The following is a 17,374-nucleotide window of genomic DNA, read 5'->3' on the forward strand; positions in this document are numbered from 1 at the left end:
ACATGGTGGACAGCGGCGAGCGGGCCGCCGTCGCCCACGCGCGGGCACCGACGGCCCGGCCGGTCGCCAGGGGCGTGTCCTTTGTGCAACGTGCACCGAGTACATGACCTTGACGTGCCAAAATCGCCGATCCGGGCACGGGAGGGCCGAAATCTATGCTCACCGGCTGTTGCTTCCGCGTCACCCTCCGTACTCTGTTGGTCAAATAGCCATCGATCAACTTCAGTGGTGTGAGGCGTCGATGGTCACCCGACCGGCAGCATTGCGGGGAGCACAGCATGGTCATCAAAATTGTCGATCAGATCAACGACGACGAGCTCGCCGAAGCGGCCTGGCAGTTGTACTACGCCGCGTTCAATGAGCTGAACGCGATGGCGGTGCAGCGGCACCTGATGTACCGCCACGAATTCGACGAGGTCATGAACGACACGCGGGTCCAGAAGTACCTCTGCCTGACCGATGACGGGACCCTGTGCGGTCTGGCGACGTACACCAGAGACCTCGAGGCGGTGCCGTTGATCGCGCCGCAGTACTTCGAGCGTCATTGGCCCGAGCACTATGCGGGCAAGCGGATCTGGTACATCGGGTTCGTCGCGGTTCACCCCAAATCCCAGGGCCGGCACATGTTCCGGCAGCTCGTCGAGCAGTTGTACGTCACCGCGGCCACCCAGAACGGGCTCGTCGGCATCGACATCTGCTCCTACAACGACGAGGTGCTGAACTTCTCGCACATCTTCCGGTCCATGGTGGAGCGGCTCACCGACAACATGCGCTTCCAGCGGATCGACCAGCAGTCCTACTGGCTCTACGATTTCAGCGCGGAAGCCGCGGCGGCCTGAGGGTCCCCCGACATCACGCCATAGGCATCTCCTTCGCACGGGCTGGGCGGGCTGACGCTCGTCGCGGCGCTGCCGATACCCCGGAGCTGTCGACTTCGAGGTGCGCCGCAGGGAGCGTCCGCCGGCCCGCTACCACCGTCCGGCCGGGCGCCACGGAGTCACCGGTCCGTGGCTCCCGGCCGTCGTCGGTCATCTGAACGATCTCCTTCCGTCGCCTGGTCTCCTTTTGTGTGCCTGGGTTCAGTAGTGGTATCCGCGGGCCCCCACCGGTTCATGTGACCCTTTGGTCGACGGTGGCCCTTCCGGTAACGCGATGGTGCGGCCGTCCACGCCCCGGCCGATGGCCGCGTACGCCTCGGGCCGCGCGGCCCGCATGACCAGCGCCCAGCCGACGCCGATCGCCGCGACCCCGCAGTAGAGCACCGGGACCAGCCACTGGAACGGCGAGTCGCCGGAGACCTGCAGGAGCTCGCCGAACCCGATGATGGTGATCCCGAGTACGGCGCTGAGCAGCAGGAAGGCGATCATCGGGGCGATCTGCGAACGCCAGACGTTCTCCTTGCCACGGTTGCGCACGAAGAACGCGAGCACCGCGAACGACGCGCTCCACATCAGGAAGAGCACCCCGAGGCCGCCGATCGTGGTCAGCCAGGCGAACACATAGAACAGTGGTTCCAGACCGGCGACGGCGTAGGCCGAGAGCACCCCGACCGCCAGCACGCTCTGGGTGATCGAGCCGAGCAAGGGCGCACCGGTACGCGGGTGCGTCCGTCCCCACGCCGCGGGCAGCACACCCTCACGCCCGAGGGCGAACTGGTAGCGGGCCACGGCGGCGTGGAACGCGAGCAGCGCGGCGAAGACGCTGGTCATGAACAGGATGTAGCCGATGTCGACCAGGATGCCCGGCACGTGCGGCGCGACCAGCTTGAAGACCATGTCCGTACGGTTGGCCTGGGCCGCCGCCACCACCCCGCTAGGCCCGGTGGTCACCGACATCGCCCAGGCCGACAGGCCGCAGAGCAGGCCGGCGAGGATGACGGCCAGGTGGGTGGCCCGGGCGATCGTCTTCTTCGGGTCCTTGGCCTCCTCGGACAGCACGACGGTGGCCTCGAAGCCGACAAAACCGGCGATGGCCAGCACCAGCATGGGCCCCACGTCCGCGGTGAACAGCGGGGCCGGGTTCAGCGTGGCGAAGCTGACGCTGCCGCCGGCCGGGTTGGCGATCATCACCAGGTCGTAGACCAGGACGACGCTGATCTCGGCGATCAGCAGGACCGCCAGCACCTTGCCGCTGAGGTCGACCCAGAGCAGGCCCAGCACCGACACGACCGCCCAGGCCCCCAGGGCGCAGGCGAACCAGCCGACCTTGAGCCCGAACGCCGCCAGGATGTCGGAAGCCGCCGAGCCGAACAGCCCGAACAACCCGATCTGCATGAGCGAGTACGCCGGCAGCGCCACGAAGGCCGCCCCGACCCCGGCCAGCCGCCCCAGCCCATGACTGATGTACGCGTAGAAGGCCCCGGAGTTCACGATGTGCCGGCTCATCGCCACGAAGCCCACCGTGAAGATGGACAGGATGCCGGCGGTGACCAGATAGACCACGGGCACCGCGGTGTTGCCGATGATCGCGTAGATGGCGGAGATCGCGCCGATGATGACGGTCAGCGGGGCCGCCCCGGCCACCCCGAAGAAGACCACCGACGGGACGCCGAGCCGGTTGCGCGCCAGTGCGCTGGAGATGATGTCCGGCTCGGCGGGGTCCTTACGCGCCATCAACAGCCTCCCGGCCCATTGATCGAAGTTGTCCTGGCGGCGGTGGTGCCGCCCGCGAGAGCTCACCGACGGCCGACGGCGAGAACCGACCCGACGCTGGCCTCGGTGTGCTCGATGAGCTGGCGCAGGTCCTCGGGAAGGGAAGCCACTGTGTTCGGCAGGACGGAGAACGCGGACCGGTGCGCCTCGAAGTCCCAGAGCACGTGACGGGTGAGACCGGTGGCGGCGATGAGGCCGGCCAGCACCCGGTCGGTGATGGACATGTCCAGGCCGCGGACCAGGATGTTGGCCAGCCGCATGGGAGCCCAGGCCGCGGCGTTGCGCTGCAGCTCGTTGTTGGGCATGTAGAAGGTCTGGGTGCTCAGCATCCGCCGCCGGGTCACCGACTCCACCGCACCGGAGCGTTCGAGGCGCTCCCCGACCCGTACCGCCGCGTCCTGCGACAGGTAGGCGAGCCACGTCCGCACGTCGCGGTGCTGCGGCTGGGCGATGAGGAGGTCGAGGACGGCGTGGTCGAGCCCGTCGCGAGGAGGTTGGTTGCTCACGATCTCCAGATCGCCCGCGAAGATCCGGAGTTTGTTGTCGAGGATGAGTTCGCCCAGCAGCGCCGCGGCCAATCCGATGCCGGTGGCCCGTGGATGCAGCCGCGAACGGCCGGTCCGGTCCTCGTGAGCGATCAAATAGAACTGGTCAGCCAGCACGCCGCCACTCCCTAGAACATCGACCTGTGATTCGTCAGGGACAACTGCCTGTATAGACCGCACTAACTCCCTGTCCGGTGCATCATGTACCCGGCGCTAAGGTCAACACAAGAAGTACTAGACTCGGAATCACGTCGTGATGTTTTTGCCGGAGGATGGGTCCGGCGCCAGGCGTGGATGTCAAAGTAATCCCATTCCCGAGGACCGAGGGGGCGGCAGTGTCCACTGACGAGGGCCCGACACTGCGACGGCGCCGATTGGGCGCGGAATTGAAGCGCTGCCGCGAGGAAGCCGGCCTGACCCAGGAGACCGTCGGCCGCCATTTCGAGTGGCACGCGGCCAAGGTGACCAGGATCGAGACCGCGCGCGTGGCGGTGACCGCCCGCGACGTCAAGGACCTGCTGACCCTCTACGGCGTGCAGGACGAGAACTACCGCGAGGCGCTCATGGCGCTGGCCCGGATGTCGCGCGAGCGCACGTGGTGGACGGACTACCGCGACATCATGCGGCCGGGCAACTTCGTGGGCCTGGAGGCGGAGGCCTCGACCCTGCTGGCCTGGGAACCCATCGTTCTGCCGGGTCTACTGCAGACGGAGGCCTACATGCGCGCGCTGATGCGGACAGGCCGCGCGCAGGACCCGCCGCACCTGGTGGACCGGCGGGTCGCGCTGCGGCGCAAGCGGCAGGGCCGGCTGCGGGCTACGAATCCACTGGAACTCCTCGCCCTCGTCGACGAATCCGTGGTGCGACGGGTCATCGGCGGCCCGGATGTCATGGACGAGCAGTTGCAGCACCTGATAGAAACCGCGCAATTACCGACCGTGACGTTGAAGATTCTCCCGTTCGATGCCGGCGAACATCCCTTCCTGGGCGGCTCAGCAGCACTTTTGGCGTTCCGGGAGACCACTCATTTGGATGTAGTTTACCTAGAGGGTCTTGCGGGCGACTACTACGAAGAGCAACATTCAGAGGTCGCCCGCTACCGTGACGAGTTCGAGCGACTGAGCGCCAAAGCCCTCGATCCCCGCTTGTCCATCAAGATGATCGAGGGCCTGCTTCGCGGATAGGCCGGTACGACCGAATGCCTGCACGAACCCGTGCAGGGGAGAACTACAACCGCATATTGAAGGGAGGTGCTTGGCATGCCTGCGCACCATCTCGACGCTGCTGTGTGGAAGAAATCCAGTCGCAGCAACGGAAACGGTGGCAACAACTGTGTCGAGGTCGCATTCCTCGACACAGTTGTCGCCGTACGCGACAGCAAGAACCCTACGGGTCCAGCTCTCATCTTCAACCCGTCGGACTGGACCGAGTTTGTTCACTCGGCAAAGGACGGCGAGTTCGATAACAACAGATGAGAGGTTACCGATAGGTGCGTGACGATGGGAAGTAGTCAATCAACGTCAACTTCCCGAACGGCAAGATCCGTTTCAAGATAGTGAAACGTCTGCGCCGGCCGAATCGTTGCGCACGATCGGGACCTTGAGGTAACGCCGGATCGGGGCGCCCCAGACGGGGCGCCCCGAATCTGTGCAATGGGGCCCTGACCTGCACAGACTCCGCTGTGGACAGATCCGGCGGCGAGCGCGGTATTCACCCGGAGCACCCCCGAGGTGTACGCTCAGCAGCGGAGCTGTCACCCAGCGTGAAGGGGTTCCCCGTTGCGCACTTTTCCTCCAGGCCCCGCGGTAGCCGATTCGCCGGCCGGACTGCAAGGCCCTCCCTCCGTTTCCGGCGTGCCTGTCCTCGAGATGAAATCCGCGCGTATAGCCGCTGCCGTCGAAGAATTCAAGAACGCATTCCCGAACGTCCGTCCATTCTTCGCGACCAAATGCAATACCGACCCCGGGGTGCTGCGCGTGCTGCACACCGCGGGCGCCCGTTTCGAGGTCGCCTCGGTGGACGAGGTGGGCATTCTGCGGTCGCTCGGCGTCCGCGGCCAGGATCTGCTCTTCAGCAATCCGGTACGGGCCCGCGAACAGACCCGCGGAGCCGCCCGCGCCGGCGTCTACCGGTTCTCTGTGGACTCGCTCGACGAGCTGGAGCGAGTGGCCGAGGAAGCCCCCGGGAGCTGCGTCTACGCCCGGCTGTCCACCGGCGACCGGGCCAGCCTGGTGCCCAGCGAGGGCAAGTTCGGTGTGGACGTGCCCGGGGCGATCGAGCTGCTGGTCCGCGCGCGCACGCTCGGGCTGGTGCCGTACGGGATCACCTTCCACATCGGGTCGCAGTCGCTGACCCCGGCCGCGCTCACCGGGCCACTGGAGGACGTGCACACCGTCCTGGCCAGACTCGTCAGCCACGGCATCCGGCTGCAGATGGTCGACATCGGCGGCGGGTTCCCGGCTGTCTACGACGAGCCGGTGCCCGCACTGGCGGCGTTCGGTCGCGCCGCCGCGGCCGGCATCGCGCAGCTCCCGTACCCGGTGGAGGTCTTCGCCGAACCGGGCCGGTGCCTGGTCGCCGAGGCCGGGACCTTCCGCTGCCGGGTCATCGGGGTCGCGCGCCGGCCGTCGGGCTGGTGGGTGCACACCGACCTGGGCGTCTTCAACGGGATGATGGAGGTGCTCGAGTCCAGCGGGGAGCTGCGCTACCCGATCTGGGACGCGCGCCGCTCGGCGGCCCGGCGAAACTGGCACATCACCGGCCCGACCTGCGACGGCCAGGACACGTACGCCCGCGACGTACCCCTGTCGGCGGACCTGCGGGAGGGTGACGAGCTGTTCATCGGTTCCGCCGGTGCCTACACGACCGTGTACGCGTCCCGTTTCAACGGCTTCGCCAAGCCGCACGTGGTGCTGACCTGAGCTCGTTCAGGCGCAGCGGCGCAGGTGGGCGCGGATGTCTGCGGGCACCTCGGCGCAGGCGCCGGCGATCGGGTGCCAGGTCTCGGTCAGCTGCGAGTAGCGGAAGACCACGTCGGCACCGTCGGGCCGGGTGCGAGCCAGGGCGTAGCTGTCGTAGCAGTCGACGTCGCCCAGCCCGCCGGTGGTGGCGAGGTGCTGGTAGCGGTCGCCGGCGCGCAGAGCGTCGAGCAGGAGCGGCGCGGTCACGGGGCAGCCGTCGTCGACGGGGCGGCCCTTCACCTGCCCGGGGACCGGCTTCCCGGCCGGCACACCCGTCGGCTCGACGGCGGGCGGAGGCGGCGGCAGGCCGTCAGCCTCACCGGCCCGCAGGGTCGACTCGCCGGCGGGCCGAGACGGCAGAATGCCGTCAGCGCCCGGCGGGGACGGCAGAATGCTCTTGCCAGCCGGCGGGGACGGCAGGATGCCCTCGGCGCCCGGCGGGCCGGAGCTCGCCCGGCCGGCAAGAGCCACCGGTACGCCGACGGCAAGGACCGCCGCGGCCGCACCCACGACGGCAGCGAGCCGGCGCCGCCCGGAGAAGCTGCCGGTTCGACGCTGCGGCTCGACATCCTCGGCCACGGGCTGATCCCTCCGCACGGGCGCGCCGGCGCGGCTTGATCAACCGGCTGTGACGACGCGGATGCAGACTACCCGGACCCGGGGAGGCCGCCGCCGGGCACTCAGGTCCGGAGGAACACGCCGGCCAGGGTCGCGTACGAGGCCGGATCGGGCACCGGCGCTGTCCCTGGGTCCGGGTGCCACTCGGGCCCGTGCACGATGCCCGGCGCGACCGGGGTCCAGCCCTCCAGCAGGGCCGCCAGACCCGGCTGGTCGCGCATGACCAGCGGCGTACCGGTGCGGTGGTAGAGATCCGTGAAGCGTTCGAGCTGCTCGCGGCGGGAGCCGCCGGTGGCGTGGGTGACCGCGAGGACGCTGCCCGGTGCCACGGCGTCGTGGTAGTGCCGCAGCGCCTCGGTCAGCTCGGGGCCGTCGGGCAGGAAGTGCAGCACCGCCACCATCAGCACGCACACCGGCTCGGTGAGGTCGAGCACGGCCCGCAGCGCCGGATCGTCGAGCAGCTCGCGGCTGTGCTGCAGGTCGGCCTGGAGCACGGCCGTACCCGGATCGTCGCCGAGGATCGCCCGGGCGTGCAGCACCGCGGTCGGTTCCGGGTCGACGTAGGCGACCCGGGCGTCCGGGTGGACCGCCCGCGCGATCTCGTGCACCGGGTCCGCCGTCGGGATGCCGGCGCCGAGATCGAGGAACTGCCGGATGCCGCGGCCCGCGGCGAACCGGACGGCCCGGCCGAGGAAGGCCCGGTTCGCCCGGGCGATCAGCGGCACCTCGGGCACCAGCTCGACGGCGCGGTCGGCGACCACCCGGTCGGCGGCGAAGTTGTGGGTGCCGCCCAGGAAGTAGTCGTACATCCGGGCCGGACTGGGCCGGTTCGGGTCGATCCCGGCGGGGAGCGGCGCCGGCTCACCCATGTCGCCCTCCCAAAGTTCGAGCGATTCGATGAACCTCGCCCCCTTTTGCCGGAAATGATTTTACGTTGGGTGTCGCGCGTCCGGCTGGTGAACCAGGCGCCGGGTGGACGGGGGGACTGTGGAGCCGCTGGAGTCCCTGACCGGCCTGCTCGTGCAGGAGGCGCCCGACGCCGTGATCATCGTCCGCTCCGACGGCACGATCGCCCTGGCCAACCGGCGGGCGCACGGCATGTTCGGCTATCCCGAGCGGACCCTGCCGGGCCGGTCGGTGGACGAACTCGTACCGGACGAGATCCGGGCCGTGCACCCGCAGCACCGGGCCGGCTACCTGGCCAGCGCCCATCCCCCGCTGCGCCGCCTGCCGCTGCGCGGCCGGCGGTGCGACGGCAGCGTCTTCCCCGTCGAGGTGTCGCTGGCCGCGGTGGCCGCGCCGGGCGGCGAGATGTACGTGACCGCGGTGCTGCGCGACGACACCGCGCACCGGGAGGCCGAGCAGGCCCGGGCGCTGCTGGCCTCGATCGTCCAGTCGTCGCACGACGCCATCGTCACCACCGACCTGGACGGCGTGGTGCTGACCTGGAACCCGGGGGCGGAACTGCTCTACGGTCACCCCGCTGCCGAGATGGTCGGCTCCCCGGTGCACCGGATCATCCCCGCGGACCGGCGCGTCGACGAGGACGAGGTGCTGGCGCTGGTCCGCCTCGGCGGCCGGCTGGACCGGTACCGCACCTACCGGCGGCACGCCGACGGATCGGCGATCGCGGTGTCGCTGCTGGTCTCCCCGCTGCGCGACGCCACCGGCACGATCGTCGGCGTGACCAACACGGCCCGCGACATCAGCGATCGGGAACAGGCGGAGGCGCGGGTGCAGGCCGTGCTCGACGCGGCCCCGGACGCGCTGCTGGGCGTGGACGCCGACGGTCACGTGGTGCTGGTCAACGCCGAGGCGGAACGGATGTTCGGCTACCCCCGGCACGACCTCACCCACATGGCCGTGCGGCGGCTGCTGCCCGACGGCCTGCCCGCGGCCTCGACCGTCCTGCGTACCGGGGGCGACTCCACCCCGCTGGACACCGAGCGGCTCACCGGCACCGCCACCCAGGGCTGGGCGACCCGGACCGCCCGCCGCCGCGACGGCGGCGACCTGCCGGTGGACATCTCGTGCAGCGCCCTGGACACCGGCAACGGGCTGATCGTGGTGGCCGCCGTCCGCGACATCACCGACCGGCTCGCCGTCGAGGCCGAGCAGCAGGCCCTGCGCGCGGAGGCCGAGCAGCAGAAGATGGAGGCCCGCTTCCAGCGCACCCAGCGGCTGGAGAGCCTGGGACAGCTCGCGGGTGGGGTCGCACATGACTTCAACAACCTGCTCGCCGTCATCCTCAACTACGCCGCGTTCATCGTCGAGGACGGCGCCGGCACGCCGTTCGCCCAGGACGCCGAGCAGATCGCCCGGGCCGCCCGGCGTGGCAGCGACCTGACCCACCAGCTGTTGTCCTTCGCGCGCCGGGAGGTGATCCGCCCGCGGGCGCTGGACGTCAACACCGTGGTCACCGAGGTGCACCAGATGCTGCAGCGCTCGATCGGCGAGCACATCACCCTGGCCGTGCAGACCGCGGACGGCCTGCCCGCTGTGATGGCCGACCCGGGACAGCTCGAACAGGTGCTGGTCAACCTCGCGGTCAACGCCCGCGACGCGATGCCCGGCGGTGGCCACCTCACCATCGACACGGCGGCCGTGTGGGTCGACGCCGACCACGCCGCCGGCCGCGCGGGCCTGAGCCCCGGCCGCTACGTGCGGGTGCGGGTGTCGGACACCGGTACGGGGATGGGAAAGGACGTCGTCGACAAGGCCTTCGACCCGTTCTTCACCACCAAGCCCAGCGGCCAGGGCACCGGGCTGGGCCTGGCCACCGTCTACGGCATCATCACCCAGGCCGGCGGCACGGTGCAGATCTACTCCGAGACCGGCCTGGGCACCACGATCACGGTGCTGATGCCGGTCACCGACGCCGCGGTGACGGCCGAGTCCGACCAGCCGCCACCCGTGGTCGTCGACGGTCGCGGGATCACCGTCCTGGTCGTCGAGGACGAGGACGCGCTGCGCGAGGTGACCGAGCGCATCCTGCGGCGGGCCGGCTACACCGTGCTGACCGCGGCCGACGGCGTCCAGGCGCTGCGGCGGGCCAAGGCGTACCCGCACCGGATCGACCTGCTGCTCACCGACGTGATCATGCCGGGGATGCTGGGCAAGGACGTGGCCGCGGCGGTGGTGGCCGAACGCCCGGACACCCGGGTGCTGTTCATGTCCGGGTACGCCCAGCCGGTGCTGACCACCCACGGCACGCTCAGCGCGGACGTGCACCTGCTGGAGAAGCCGTTCACCAGCGCCGAGCTGATGCAGGCCATGCGGGCGCAGCTGCGCCACCGCACCCGCTGAGCCCGCTCTGGTGGTGGCCGGTGCAGCCCGGCATGCTTGGCCGGTGACCAGCACGGCAGCGGGCCCGGATCCCGCCGATCCCCGGTTCTCCGACGAGCAGCTCGCCGCGCTGCGGGCCTACGGCGTGCCGCGCCGGGTGCCGGCCGGTGCCGTCGCCTACAGTCCGGCCGACGAGCGCAACGACCTGCTGGTGGTGCTGGCCGGGGAGATCGTCGTCGGCGACGAGTCGCCGGGCAACGAGGTGGAGTTCGCGCGGTTCGGGGCCCGGGGCTTCGTCGGCGAGCTCAACCTGCTCACCGGACAGCGGCCGTACGTGACGGCCCGGGCCGCCGTCGACAGTGAGCTGGTCGCGGTGTCGGTGGACCGGCTGCGGGAGCTGCTCGACCGCGAGACCGATCTGGCCGACCTCCTGGTCACCGCCATGATCGCCCGGCGCCGGTTGCGGCTGGCCGGGGCCCGGGACGCGCCTTTCGAGATCATCGGCACCGATCGGTCCGAGGCGTCGCTGGCCCTGCGGACCTTTCTGAACCGCAACACCATCCCGTACCGGTGGGTCGACGCGGACGCCGACGGCGGGCCGGACGAGCTCGCCTCGGCCGGGGCCGGCCGCGCGGATCTTCCGGTGGTCGTGCATCCCGGCGGGGTGCTGCTGCGCTGCACGCCCGGCCGGCTGGCCGAGGTGCTCGGGCTGGCCCAGCTGCCCGGCGACGACCTGCTCTACGACGTGGCGGTGATCGGTGCCGGACCGGCCGGGCTGGCCGCGGCCGTCTACGGCGCGTCCGAGGGGTTGCGGGTGGCTGTCTTCGACGCGACCGGACCGGGCGGGCAGGCCGGCACCAGCTCGCGGATCGAGAACTACCTCGGCTTCCCGGACGGCATCTCCGGCGCCGAGCTGACCACCCGGGCGACGATCCAGGCCCAGCGCTTCGGGGCCCGGCTCAACAGCCCGTGCCGGATCACCGGGATCGAGCAGCAGCCGGACGGCTTCACCGTGCTGCTCGGGGCCGGCGCGCGGCTGACGGCCCGTACGGTCGTGGTCGCGACCGGGGCGCAGTACCGGCGGTTGCCCCTGGAGAACTGGACCCGGCTCGAGGGCGCGGGCATCTACTTCGCCGCCACTGAACTGGAGGCCGGGCTCAGCGCCGGCGGCCCGGTGTTCGTCCTCGGCGGCGGCAACTCGGCCGGGCAGGCGGCCCTGTTCCTGGCCCGGCGGTGTACGCACGTCACCGTCGTGATCCGCCGCGGGTCGCTGGCCGAGTCGATGTCGCAGTACCTGGTCGACCGGATCCACGCGCACCCGGTGATCACGGTGGCCTCGTCCACCGTCATCGCCGGGGTGGACGGCGGCGAGCACCTGGAGACGGTGACCCTGCGGCACACGCCGACGGGTGAGGTCAGTCAGGAGCCGGCCCGGGGTCTGTTCTGTTTCATCGGCGCGCGGCCGGCGACCGGGTGGCTGCCGGCCGAGGTGGAACGCGACGACGACGGCTTCATCCGTACCGACGTGGCGCTGGGCGGGTCGCGGCTGCCGTACGAGACCTCCCTGGACGGGGTGTTCGCCGCCGGTGACGTGCGCCTGGGGTCGATGAAGCGGGTGGCGGCGGCGGTCGGCGAGGGCTCGTCGGTGATCCGGTCGGTGCATCAGCACCTCAGCGAGCGTACGGGCGACCTTGTCCGGCCTTGGTAGCTTTCTGTCACATGATCATCCATCGTCCCTCCTTCCTCAAGCGCGAACCGTCCCCTCCGGCCGTAACGGATAGTGACGATGCGAGTGCGCGGGAGCCGGCGATCTCGCGGCGGCGCCTGCTGCGGGCCGGGCCCGGACTGGCCGGGGCACTCGTACTGGCCGGCTCGGCGCCGGCGTCGGCTGCGCGCGTACCGGCGCCGCGGGCCACCACCTCGCCGCGGCCGGCGGCCCCGCGGCCGTCCGGGAAACCGCCGGCGCCGGCCGGTCTGCGGCCGCTGAAGGAGCCGGTGTTCACCCTCAAGGACTACCGGCGCGCGCTGCCCGGCCCGGCGTTCCCGTCCGACGCGGTCGCGCTGACCATCGACGACGGGCCGCACCCGGTGTGGACGCCCAAGATCCTGCGGCTGCTGGACAAGCACCACGTGCCCGCGCTGTTCTGCATGATCGGCAACCAGGTGCTCGGGCACGAGGCGGTGGCCCGCAGCGTGGTCCGCGACGGCCACCAGGTGGCCAACCACACCTGGAGCCATCCCACCGAGATGGGCCGCCGCCCGGACCGCCTCCTGCGCAAGGAGCTCGCCCGCGCCCAGGAGAAGATCTACGACACCACCGGGTACGCCCCGGCGCTGTTCCGCTCCCCCGGCGGCGACTGGTCACCGGCGCTGCTGCGGGCAGCGGCGAAGGCCCGGATGGTCCCGCTCGACTGGAGCGACGACCCGCGCGACTGGTCCCGCCCGGGCGTCGCGGCGATCACCCGGCGCCTGCTGGCCGCCCGGCCGGGCCAGATCCTGCTCTGCCACGACGGCGGTGGCGACCGCTCGCAGACCTACACCGCCCTGCGCACGGTGATCCCGGCGTTGAAAGCTCGCGGCTACCGCTTCGTCGCCCTCGATCACCGCCACCCGTAAGGCCCACAATTCCTGTCGGGTGAGTAGGATGGGTTTCCGCATCGACCCGGGAGCGCCGCGTGATATCGCTGACCGAACCGGCCGCCGAGCTCCTGGTGGCCGAGCACGCCTTCACCCCCGGGCTCCCGGGTTTCGTCGGCCTCTCCGTGGACCTGCTGCTGGATGAGCCGGGACTGCCGGACTCGCTGGTCGGCTCGCTGCGGGAACGCCCGCCGCTGCGGCACGGCCTGCTCGGCGCGCGCTCGGCGCGGATCGCGGTGGTCAGCGGCCCGCCGTCGCCGGGCATCGATGTCGTCGCCGCACGGATGGCCGAGGACCTGCCGATGCCGCACCCGCTGATCGCGGGACACGGGATCGCCGTCCTGACCGAGGCCGCCGACGCCGTTGACCCGGCGACCGCCGCGGGTGACACGTACGCCACGGCGACCGCGGGCATCCGGGTGGCGCTGGAGGCCGGCGTCGAGGGGGGCGGGCCGTTCGGGCTGCGCCGGCGGTGGAATCTGGCCCACGCGCTCGCACCCGTGCTGGCCGCGGCGTTCGCCAACGCGCCGCTGCGGCACGGCCGGCCCTCCGGCTGGCGCAGCACCCGCCAGGCCCTGCGCCGCAGTCTGCCGTCCGCGCCGCCCACAGCCGACCCGCGCGGCGCCTGGACGGCCCTGGTCCTGGACGCGCCGGTGGCGGGAACGGGCCGGACGTTGCGGGCCTGGAGCCGGTCCGGGCCCGGCGACCGGCCCACCATCACCGACCTCACCCGGCACCTGGCGAGCCTGCGGCCCCCGGTGGCGGCCCGCGGGCACCTGGAGCTCGACATGGCCGACCGGCAGCCCGGCAACGGCTGGCGGGTGCCGCTCGCGGTGATCGCCGCGCTGCTCGACGATCCGCCGGCGGCCACCGAGGCCGAGGCGGCGACGCGGGCACTGGCGGGCACGCCCCGGCTCTGGGAGCGCGCCGCCCGCGACGCTCTCACCGATCCCGAACTGGCGGCGGTCGCGCGGGAGTGTTTCGTGGCCGCGTACGCGTCGCTGTCCCGTCAGGGGGTTTCACGCGAGCTGCGGGACGCGGTGGCCGACTTCACCGAACGGTACGTGCTGCGCGGCCGCTGCCCGGCCGACGACGTCCTCGACCGGGCGACAGCGCGCCCCTGAGGGCCGGCCGACTGCTAGGTTCGTACCTTTATGTCGGCCCGGCCCACTGCTCAGGAGCCTTGTGAAGATCCTCGACGAAGTGTCGCGAACGCTCAACGAATTCCTGCTCGTCCCCGGCCTCACCACCGCCGGCTGCACCCCGGACAATGTCGACCTCGGCGCGCCGCTGGTGCGCCACCGGGTCGGTGAGCCCGCGGCCGTCCGGGTGGCCACTCCCCTGACCAGCGCGATCATGGGCGCGGTGTCCTCGCCGCGGCTGGCCATCGCCCTGGCCCAGTGCGGCGGGCTCAGCTTCGTGCACCAGAACCAGCCGGTCGCCGCCCAGGCCGCGATGGTCCAGGCCGTCAAGCGGCACAAGGCCGGCTTCCGGTTCTCCGACATCAACATCAAGCCGTCGGCCACCCTCGGCGAGGTCGCGCTCCTGCTGGAGTCGGCCGAACGGGACGTCGCGGTGGTCACCGACGACGGCAGCCCGCACGGGCGGTTCGTCGGGCTCATCTCGACCGACGACTTCCATCCGCACCGGCACGACCTGGGCAGCCCGGTCGACTCCCGGATGCGCCCGGCCCAGGATCTGGTCACCGCCCGGCCCTCGATCACCCTCTCCGAGGCCAACACGCTGATCTGGGACCACCGCCTCGACGTACTGCCGGTGGTCGACGCCGACGGGCTGTTGCAGTCCATCGTGCTGCGCCGCGACTACGAGCTGCACAAGCAGTTCCGCAACGAGTCCATCGACGCCGACAAGCGGTTCCGGGTCGGCGCCGGGGTCAACACGCACGACTACCGCGAACGCATCCCGGCGCTGGTCGAAGCGGGCGCGGACCTGCTCTGCATCGACTCCTCCGACGGCTATTCGGTGTGGCAGGCCGACACCCTGAAGTTCGTCCGGGACACCTACGGCGACGAGGTGCGGATCGGCGCGGGCAACGTGGTGGACGCCCGCGCGTTCCGCTACCTCGCCGACGCAGGCGCGGACTTCGTCAAGGTCGGCATCGGCGGCGGCTCGATCTGCACCACACGCGACCAGAAGGGCATCGGGCGCGGGCAGGCGTCGGCGTTGATCGACGTCGTGGCCGGGCGGGACGCGTACGCCGCCGAGACCGGGGTGTACGTGCCGCTGTGCTGCGACGGCGGCCTGCTGACCGACGCGCACATGGCGGTGGCGTTCGCCCTGGGCGCCGACTTCGTGATGCTGGGCCGCTACTTCGCCCGCTTCGACGAGAGCCCGTCGCCGCTGGTCCGGGTCGGCGGTCAGTTCTTCAAGGAGTACTGGGGCGAGGGCTCGAACCGGGCCCGCAACGTGTCGCGCTACGAGCACGGCGGTGGCAGCCGGCTCACCTTCGAGGAGGGTGTCGACGGGTACGTGCCGTACGCGGGCAGCCTCTACGACAACGTGGCCCTGACCATCGCCAAGCTCAAGGCGACGATGATCAGCTGCGGGGCGACCGACCTGCCGGGCTTCCACCGGGACGCGGTGCTGGTGCCGGTGTCGCAGCAGAGCTTCCTGCAGAACAGCGCGGAGATCCAGCTCCGGGACCGCCCGGGCGACGCGGGCCGGTGATCAACGACCCGGCGTGCGGCACCCCGACGTCCGTCCTCGCCGTTCGCGTCCGGCGGGGACGGACCTCGGCGTGCGGGAAGACGAAGCGTTTGAACGCCCACAGCCGGAACACCATGGCGACGGCGGTGCCGATCACGATGCCGCTGACGAAGTCGGCGATCTCCTGCACCGGCCGGCTGACCTCGGGCACCCGCAGCAGGAACACGTACCGGGAGGCGTAGAGCGGCAGCACGGTGAGCACGATGCCGACGGCACTGACCAGGAAGAAGAGCGACGCTTCGTGCCGCCGCCCGCGGCCGCCGCGGGTACGGAAGGACCACTCCCGGTTCAGCACGTACGACAGGATCGTGCTCAACACGGTGGCGATGCCCAGCGCGGTGACCGGCTTGTGGGGCAGGACAGTCAGCTTCAGCGCGTAGTTGACGGCGGTCGTGGCCAGAAAGCACGTGCCGCCGACGACGAGGAACTTCGCCACTTCGTGATGCCGCCGCAACAGCCGGGTGAGCCACATTCGCGCGAGCCTAGGACACCCGGTCACCGGCCGTGGGGCACGCGGGCCGGGATGAGCCCGGACCCTTGGTGACTCATGTCACACGTACCGGAGAACCGCGGGCGGTGATCTTTCGTCTTGCTGGGTGTGAGACGAAGCTTGGACGCGGCCGGCGAGGACGACCTCGTACGCCGCACCGCCGCCGGTGACCGGGGCGCATTCGACGAGTTGTACCGGCGTACGTCGCCGTGGCTGCTCGCCCGGTTGCGTCGCCGGTGCGCCGACGAGGACGTCGTCGCCGACGTGATGCAGGAGACGTACCTGGCCGTGTGGCGGGCCGCGGGCACCTTCGCCGGGTCCGCCACCTCCGGCAACGGGGTCGGCTGGCTGTGGACCATCGCGGCCCACCGCCTCGTCGACGCGTTCCGGCGCCGGGCCCGGCAGAACCAGCTCCCGGCGGTGGCGCTCACCGAGACGGTCGCGCCGGCCGCCGAGGACGAGGTGATGGCCGCCCGGGTCGGTCAGGAGCTGGAACACGCCCTGCTCGTGCTCCCACCGGAGGCGCGACAGGTGCTGCAGGCGATGGTGCTCGACGGCTTCTCGGTGCGGGAGACGTCGCTGCTGCTGGGCGTACCGGAGAACACGGTGAAATCCCGGGCCCGGCGGGCCCGGCTCGCGCTGCGGGAGGCGCTCTCATGACGACCCATCCGAACCCCGGGGTGATCGCCCGCTACGCCGACCCGGCGGCCGAGCTCGACGAGGTCACGGTGTGGTCCGTCGAGGTGCACCTGGAAGGGTGCGCGGACTGCCGGGCCCTGGTGGCCGGCAGCACGGCGGCCGACACCCGGAGCGTGCTGGCCCGGGTCGCCGCCGGGCTGGACGACGGCATTGCCGCCGGTCCGGCCCCGGTGCGCCGGCCACGCTGGTCGGCGGCACGGCACCGCTGGGTGGTCTGGCATCTGACTCCGTGGCTCACCATGACGGTCGCGGTGCTGGCCTGCGCGGTGCTGCTCCAGGCGCTGGCGCCCGGGCTGCCGTCGCTGGTGTCGCTGCTGGCTCCGGTGGCGCCGCTGCCGGGCGTCGCGATCGCGTGGAGCCGGCGTCACGACCCGGCCTGGGAGTTGATCGCGGGTACGCCGGCGGCCGGGCTGACGATGCTGTTACGGCGTACGGCCGGGGTGCTGGCCGTGGTGGTGCCGACGCTGGCGCTGGCGAGCACCCGTACCGGAACCTCCCTGGCCCTGACGCTGCTGCCGTGCCTGGCCTTCACCGCCGCGACCATCGCCGTGGGCGCCTTTGTCGGGGTGCGCCTGGCCGCCATCGGCCTCGGCGCGGCCTGGGCGCTGGCCGTGATCGTGCCGGCCGTGGTCACCGCCGAACTGCCGGTGGTGCTGCGCGCGGGCAGTTCTCCCGGGTGGGCACTGCTCACCCTCACGCTGGCCGGGCTCGCCGTGCTGCGGGCCGACAACTTCCGCCGGCTGTCCAGCCACAACTGAGCTT

15 protein-coding genes and 1 pseudogene are annotated in these 17,374 nt (G+C 71.4%); 11 read left to right on the top strand and 5 right to left on the bottom strand.

Annotated features, from left to right (window positions below; all coding sequences use genetic code 11):
• The first annotated feature begins 278 nt into the window (after window positions 1–278).
• Window positions 279–839, top strand: coding sequence for a GNAT family N-acetyltransferase (locus ACQP2Y_RS28495; RefSeq protein WP_360543235.1), 561 nt, complete (start codon window positions 279–281; stop codon window positions 837–839).
• A 240-nt stretch (window positions 840–1,079) separates the two neighbouring features.
• Here the strand turns inward: ACQP2Y_RS28495 and ACQP2Y_RS28500 are convergent, their stop codons facing one another.
• The gene (locus ACQP2Y_RS28500; RefSeq protein ID WP_433718106.1) at window positions 1,080–2,612 is read right to left on the bottom strand and encodes an APC family permease; all 1,533 of its coding nucleotides are present in this window, start codon (window positions 2,610–2,612) and stop codon (window positions 1,080–1,082) included.
• Between the two features lie 62 nt (window positions 2,613–2,674).
• Entirely contained in the window at window positions 2,675–3,313 is a 639-nt protein-coding gene (locus ACQP2Y_RS28505; protein WP_360824221.1) for a GOLPH3/VPS74 family protein, read from the bottom strand.
• A gap of 218 nt (window positions 3,314–3,531) precedes the next feature.
• Here ACQP2Y_RS28505 and ACQP2Y_RS28510 point away from each other — a divergent pair, with 218 nt between their 5' ends.
• From ACQP2Y_RS28510 to ACQP2Y_RS28520, 3 genes are all read left to right on the top strand, one after another.
• A complete protein-coding gene (locus ACQP2Y_RS28510; protein WP_433718107.1) occupies window positions 3,532–4,380 on the top strand; it encodes a helix-turn-helix domain-containing protein in 849 nt (282 codons plus the stop codon).
• Between the two features lie 75 nt (window positions 4,381–4,455).
• On the top strand, window positions 4,456–4,671 hold the full coding sequence (locus ACQP2Y_RS28515; protein ID WP_360543243.1) for a DUF397 domain-containing protein: 216 nt from the start codon (window positions 4,456–4,458) through the stop codon (window positions 4,669–4,671).
• 393 nt (window positions 4,672–5,064) lie between these two features.
• Window positions 5,065–6,117, top strand: a complete 1,053-nt coding sequence (locus tag ACQP2Y_RS28520) for a type III PLP-dependent enzyme (protein WP_433732090.1) — start codon at window positions 5,065–5,067, stop codon at window positions 6,115–6,117.
• A 6-nt stretch (window positions 6,118–6,123) separates the two neighbouring features.
• Here ACQP2Y_RS28520 and ACQP2Y_RS28525 read toward each other — a convergent pair whose 3' ends face one another.
• Both ACQP2Y_RS28525 and ACQP2Y_RS28530 read right to left on the bottom strand, forming a co-directional pair.
• Window positions 6,124–6,735 (bottom strand): hypothetical protein, encoded by a 612-nt coding sequence (locus ACQP2Y_RS28525; protein WP_433718108.1) that lies wholly within the window; start codon window positions 6,733–6,735, stop codon window positions 6,124–6,126.
• A 101-nt stretch (window positions 6,736–6,836) separates the two neighbouring features.
• Entirely contained in the window at window positions 6,837–7,643 is an 807-nt protein-coding gene (locus ACQP2Y_RS28530) for an SAM-dependent methyltransferase (RefSeq protein ID WP_433718109.1), read from the bottom strand.
• Window positions 7,644–7,746: 103 nt separating this feature from the next.
• Here ACQP2Y_RS28530 and ACQP2Y_RS28535 point away from each other — a divergent pair, with 103 nt between their 5' ends.
• The 5 genes from ACQP2Y_RS28535 to ACQP2Y_RS28555 all read left to right on the top strand — a co-directional run bounded on the left by ACQP2Y_RS28535 (window position 7,747) and on the right by ACQP2Y_RS28555 (window position 15,384).
• Entirely contained in the window at window positions 7,747–10,080 is a 2,334-nt protein-coding gene (locus ACQP2Y_RS28535) for a PAS domain S-box protein (RefSeq protein ID WP_433718110.1), read from the top strand.
• Between the two features lie 43 nt (window positions 10,081–10,123).
• On the top strand, window positions 10,124–11,767 hold the full coding sequence (locus ACQP2Y_RS28540; RefSeq protein WP_433718111.1) for an FAD-dependent oxidoreductase: 1,644 nt from the start codon (window positions 10,124–10,126) through the stop codon (window positions 11,765–11,767).
• Window positions 11,768–11,778: 11 nt separating this feature from the next.
• A complete protein-coding gene (locus tag ACQP2Y_RS28545) occupies window positions 11,779–12,675 on the top strand; it encodes a polysaccharide deacetylase family protein (protein ID WP_433718112.1) in 897 nt (298 codons plus the stop codon).
• A 59-nt stretch (window positions 12,676–12,734) separates the two neighbouring features.
• A complete protein-coding gene (locus ACQP2Y_RS28550) occupies window positions 12,735–13,820 on the top strand; it encodes a glutamate-cysteine ligase family protein (RefSeq protein ID WP_433718113.1) in 1,086 nt (361 codons plus the stop codon).
• 61 nt (window positions 13,821–13,881) lie between these two features.
• Window positions 13,882–15,384, top strand: coding sequence for an IMP dehydrogenase (locus ACQP2Y_RS28555; protein WP_433718114.1), 1,503 nt, complete (start codon window positions 13,882–13,884; stop codon window positions 15,382–15,384).
• Window positions 15,385–15,520: 136 nt separating this feature from the next.
• On the opposite strand, the pseudogene ACQP2Y_RS28560 reads toward ACQP2Y_RS28555, so the two are convergent.
• Window positions 15,521–15,895: pseudogene (locus ACQP2Y_RS28560) on the bottom strand (GtrA family protein); the annotation flags it as partial.
• Between the two features lie 126 nt (window positions 15,896–16,021).
• Here ACQP2Y_RS28560 and ACQP2Y_RS28565 point away from each other — a divergent pair.
• On the top strand, window positions 16,022–16,573 hold the full coding sequence (locus tag ACQP2Y_RS28565; protein ID WP_360833281.1) for an RNA polymerase sigma factor: 552 nt from the start codon (window positions 16,022–16,024) through the stop codon (window positions 16,571–16,573).
• Window positions 16,570–17,370, top strand: a complete 801-nt coding sequence (locus tag ACQP2Y_RS28570) for a hypothetical protein (protein WP_433718115.1) — start codon at window positions 16,570–16,572, stop codon at window positions 17,368–17,370. The genes ACQP2Y_RS28565 and ACQP2Y_RS28570 overlap by 4 nt, the downstream gene beginning before the upstream one ends.
• Window positions 17,371–17,374: the final 4 nt, after the last annotated feature.

Source organism: Actinoplanes sp. CA-051413 (assembly GCF_050955795.1).
Classification (GTDB): domain Bacteria; phylum Actinomycetota; class Actinomycetes; order Mycobacteriales; family Micromonosporaceae; genus Actinoplanes.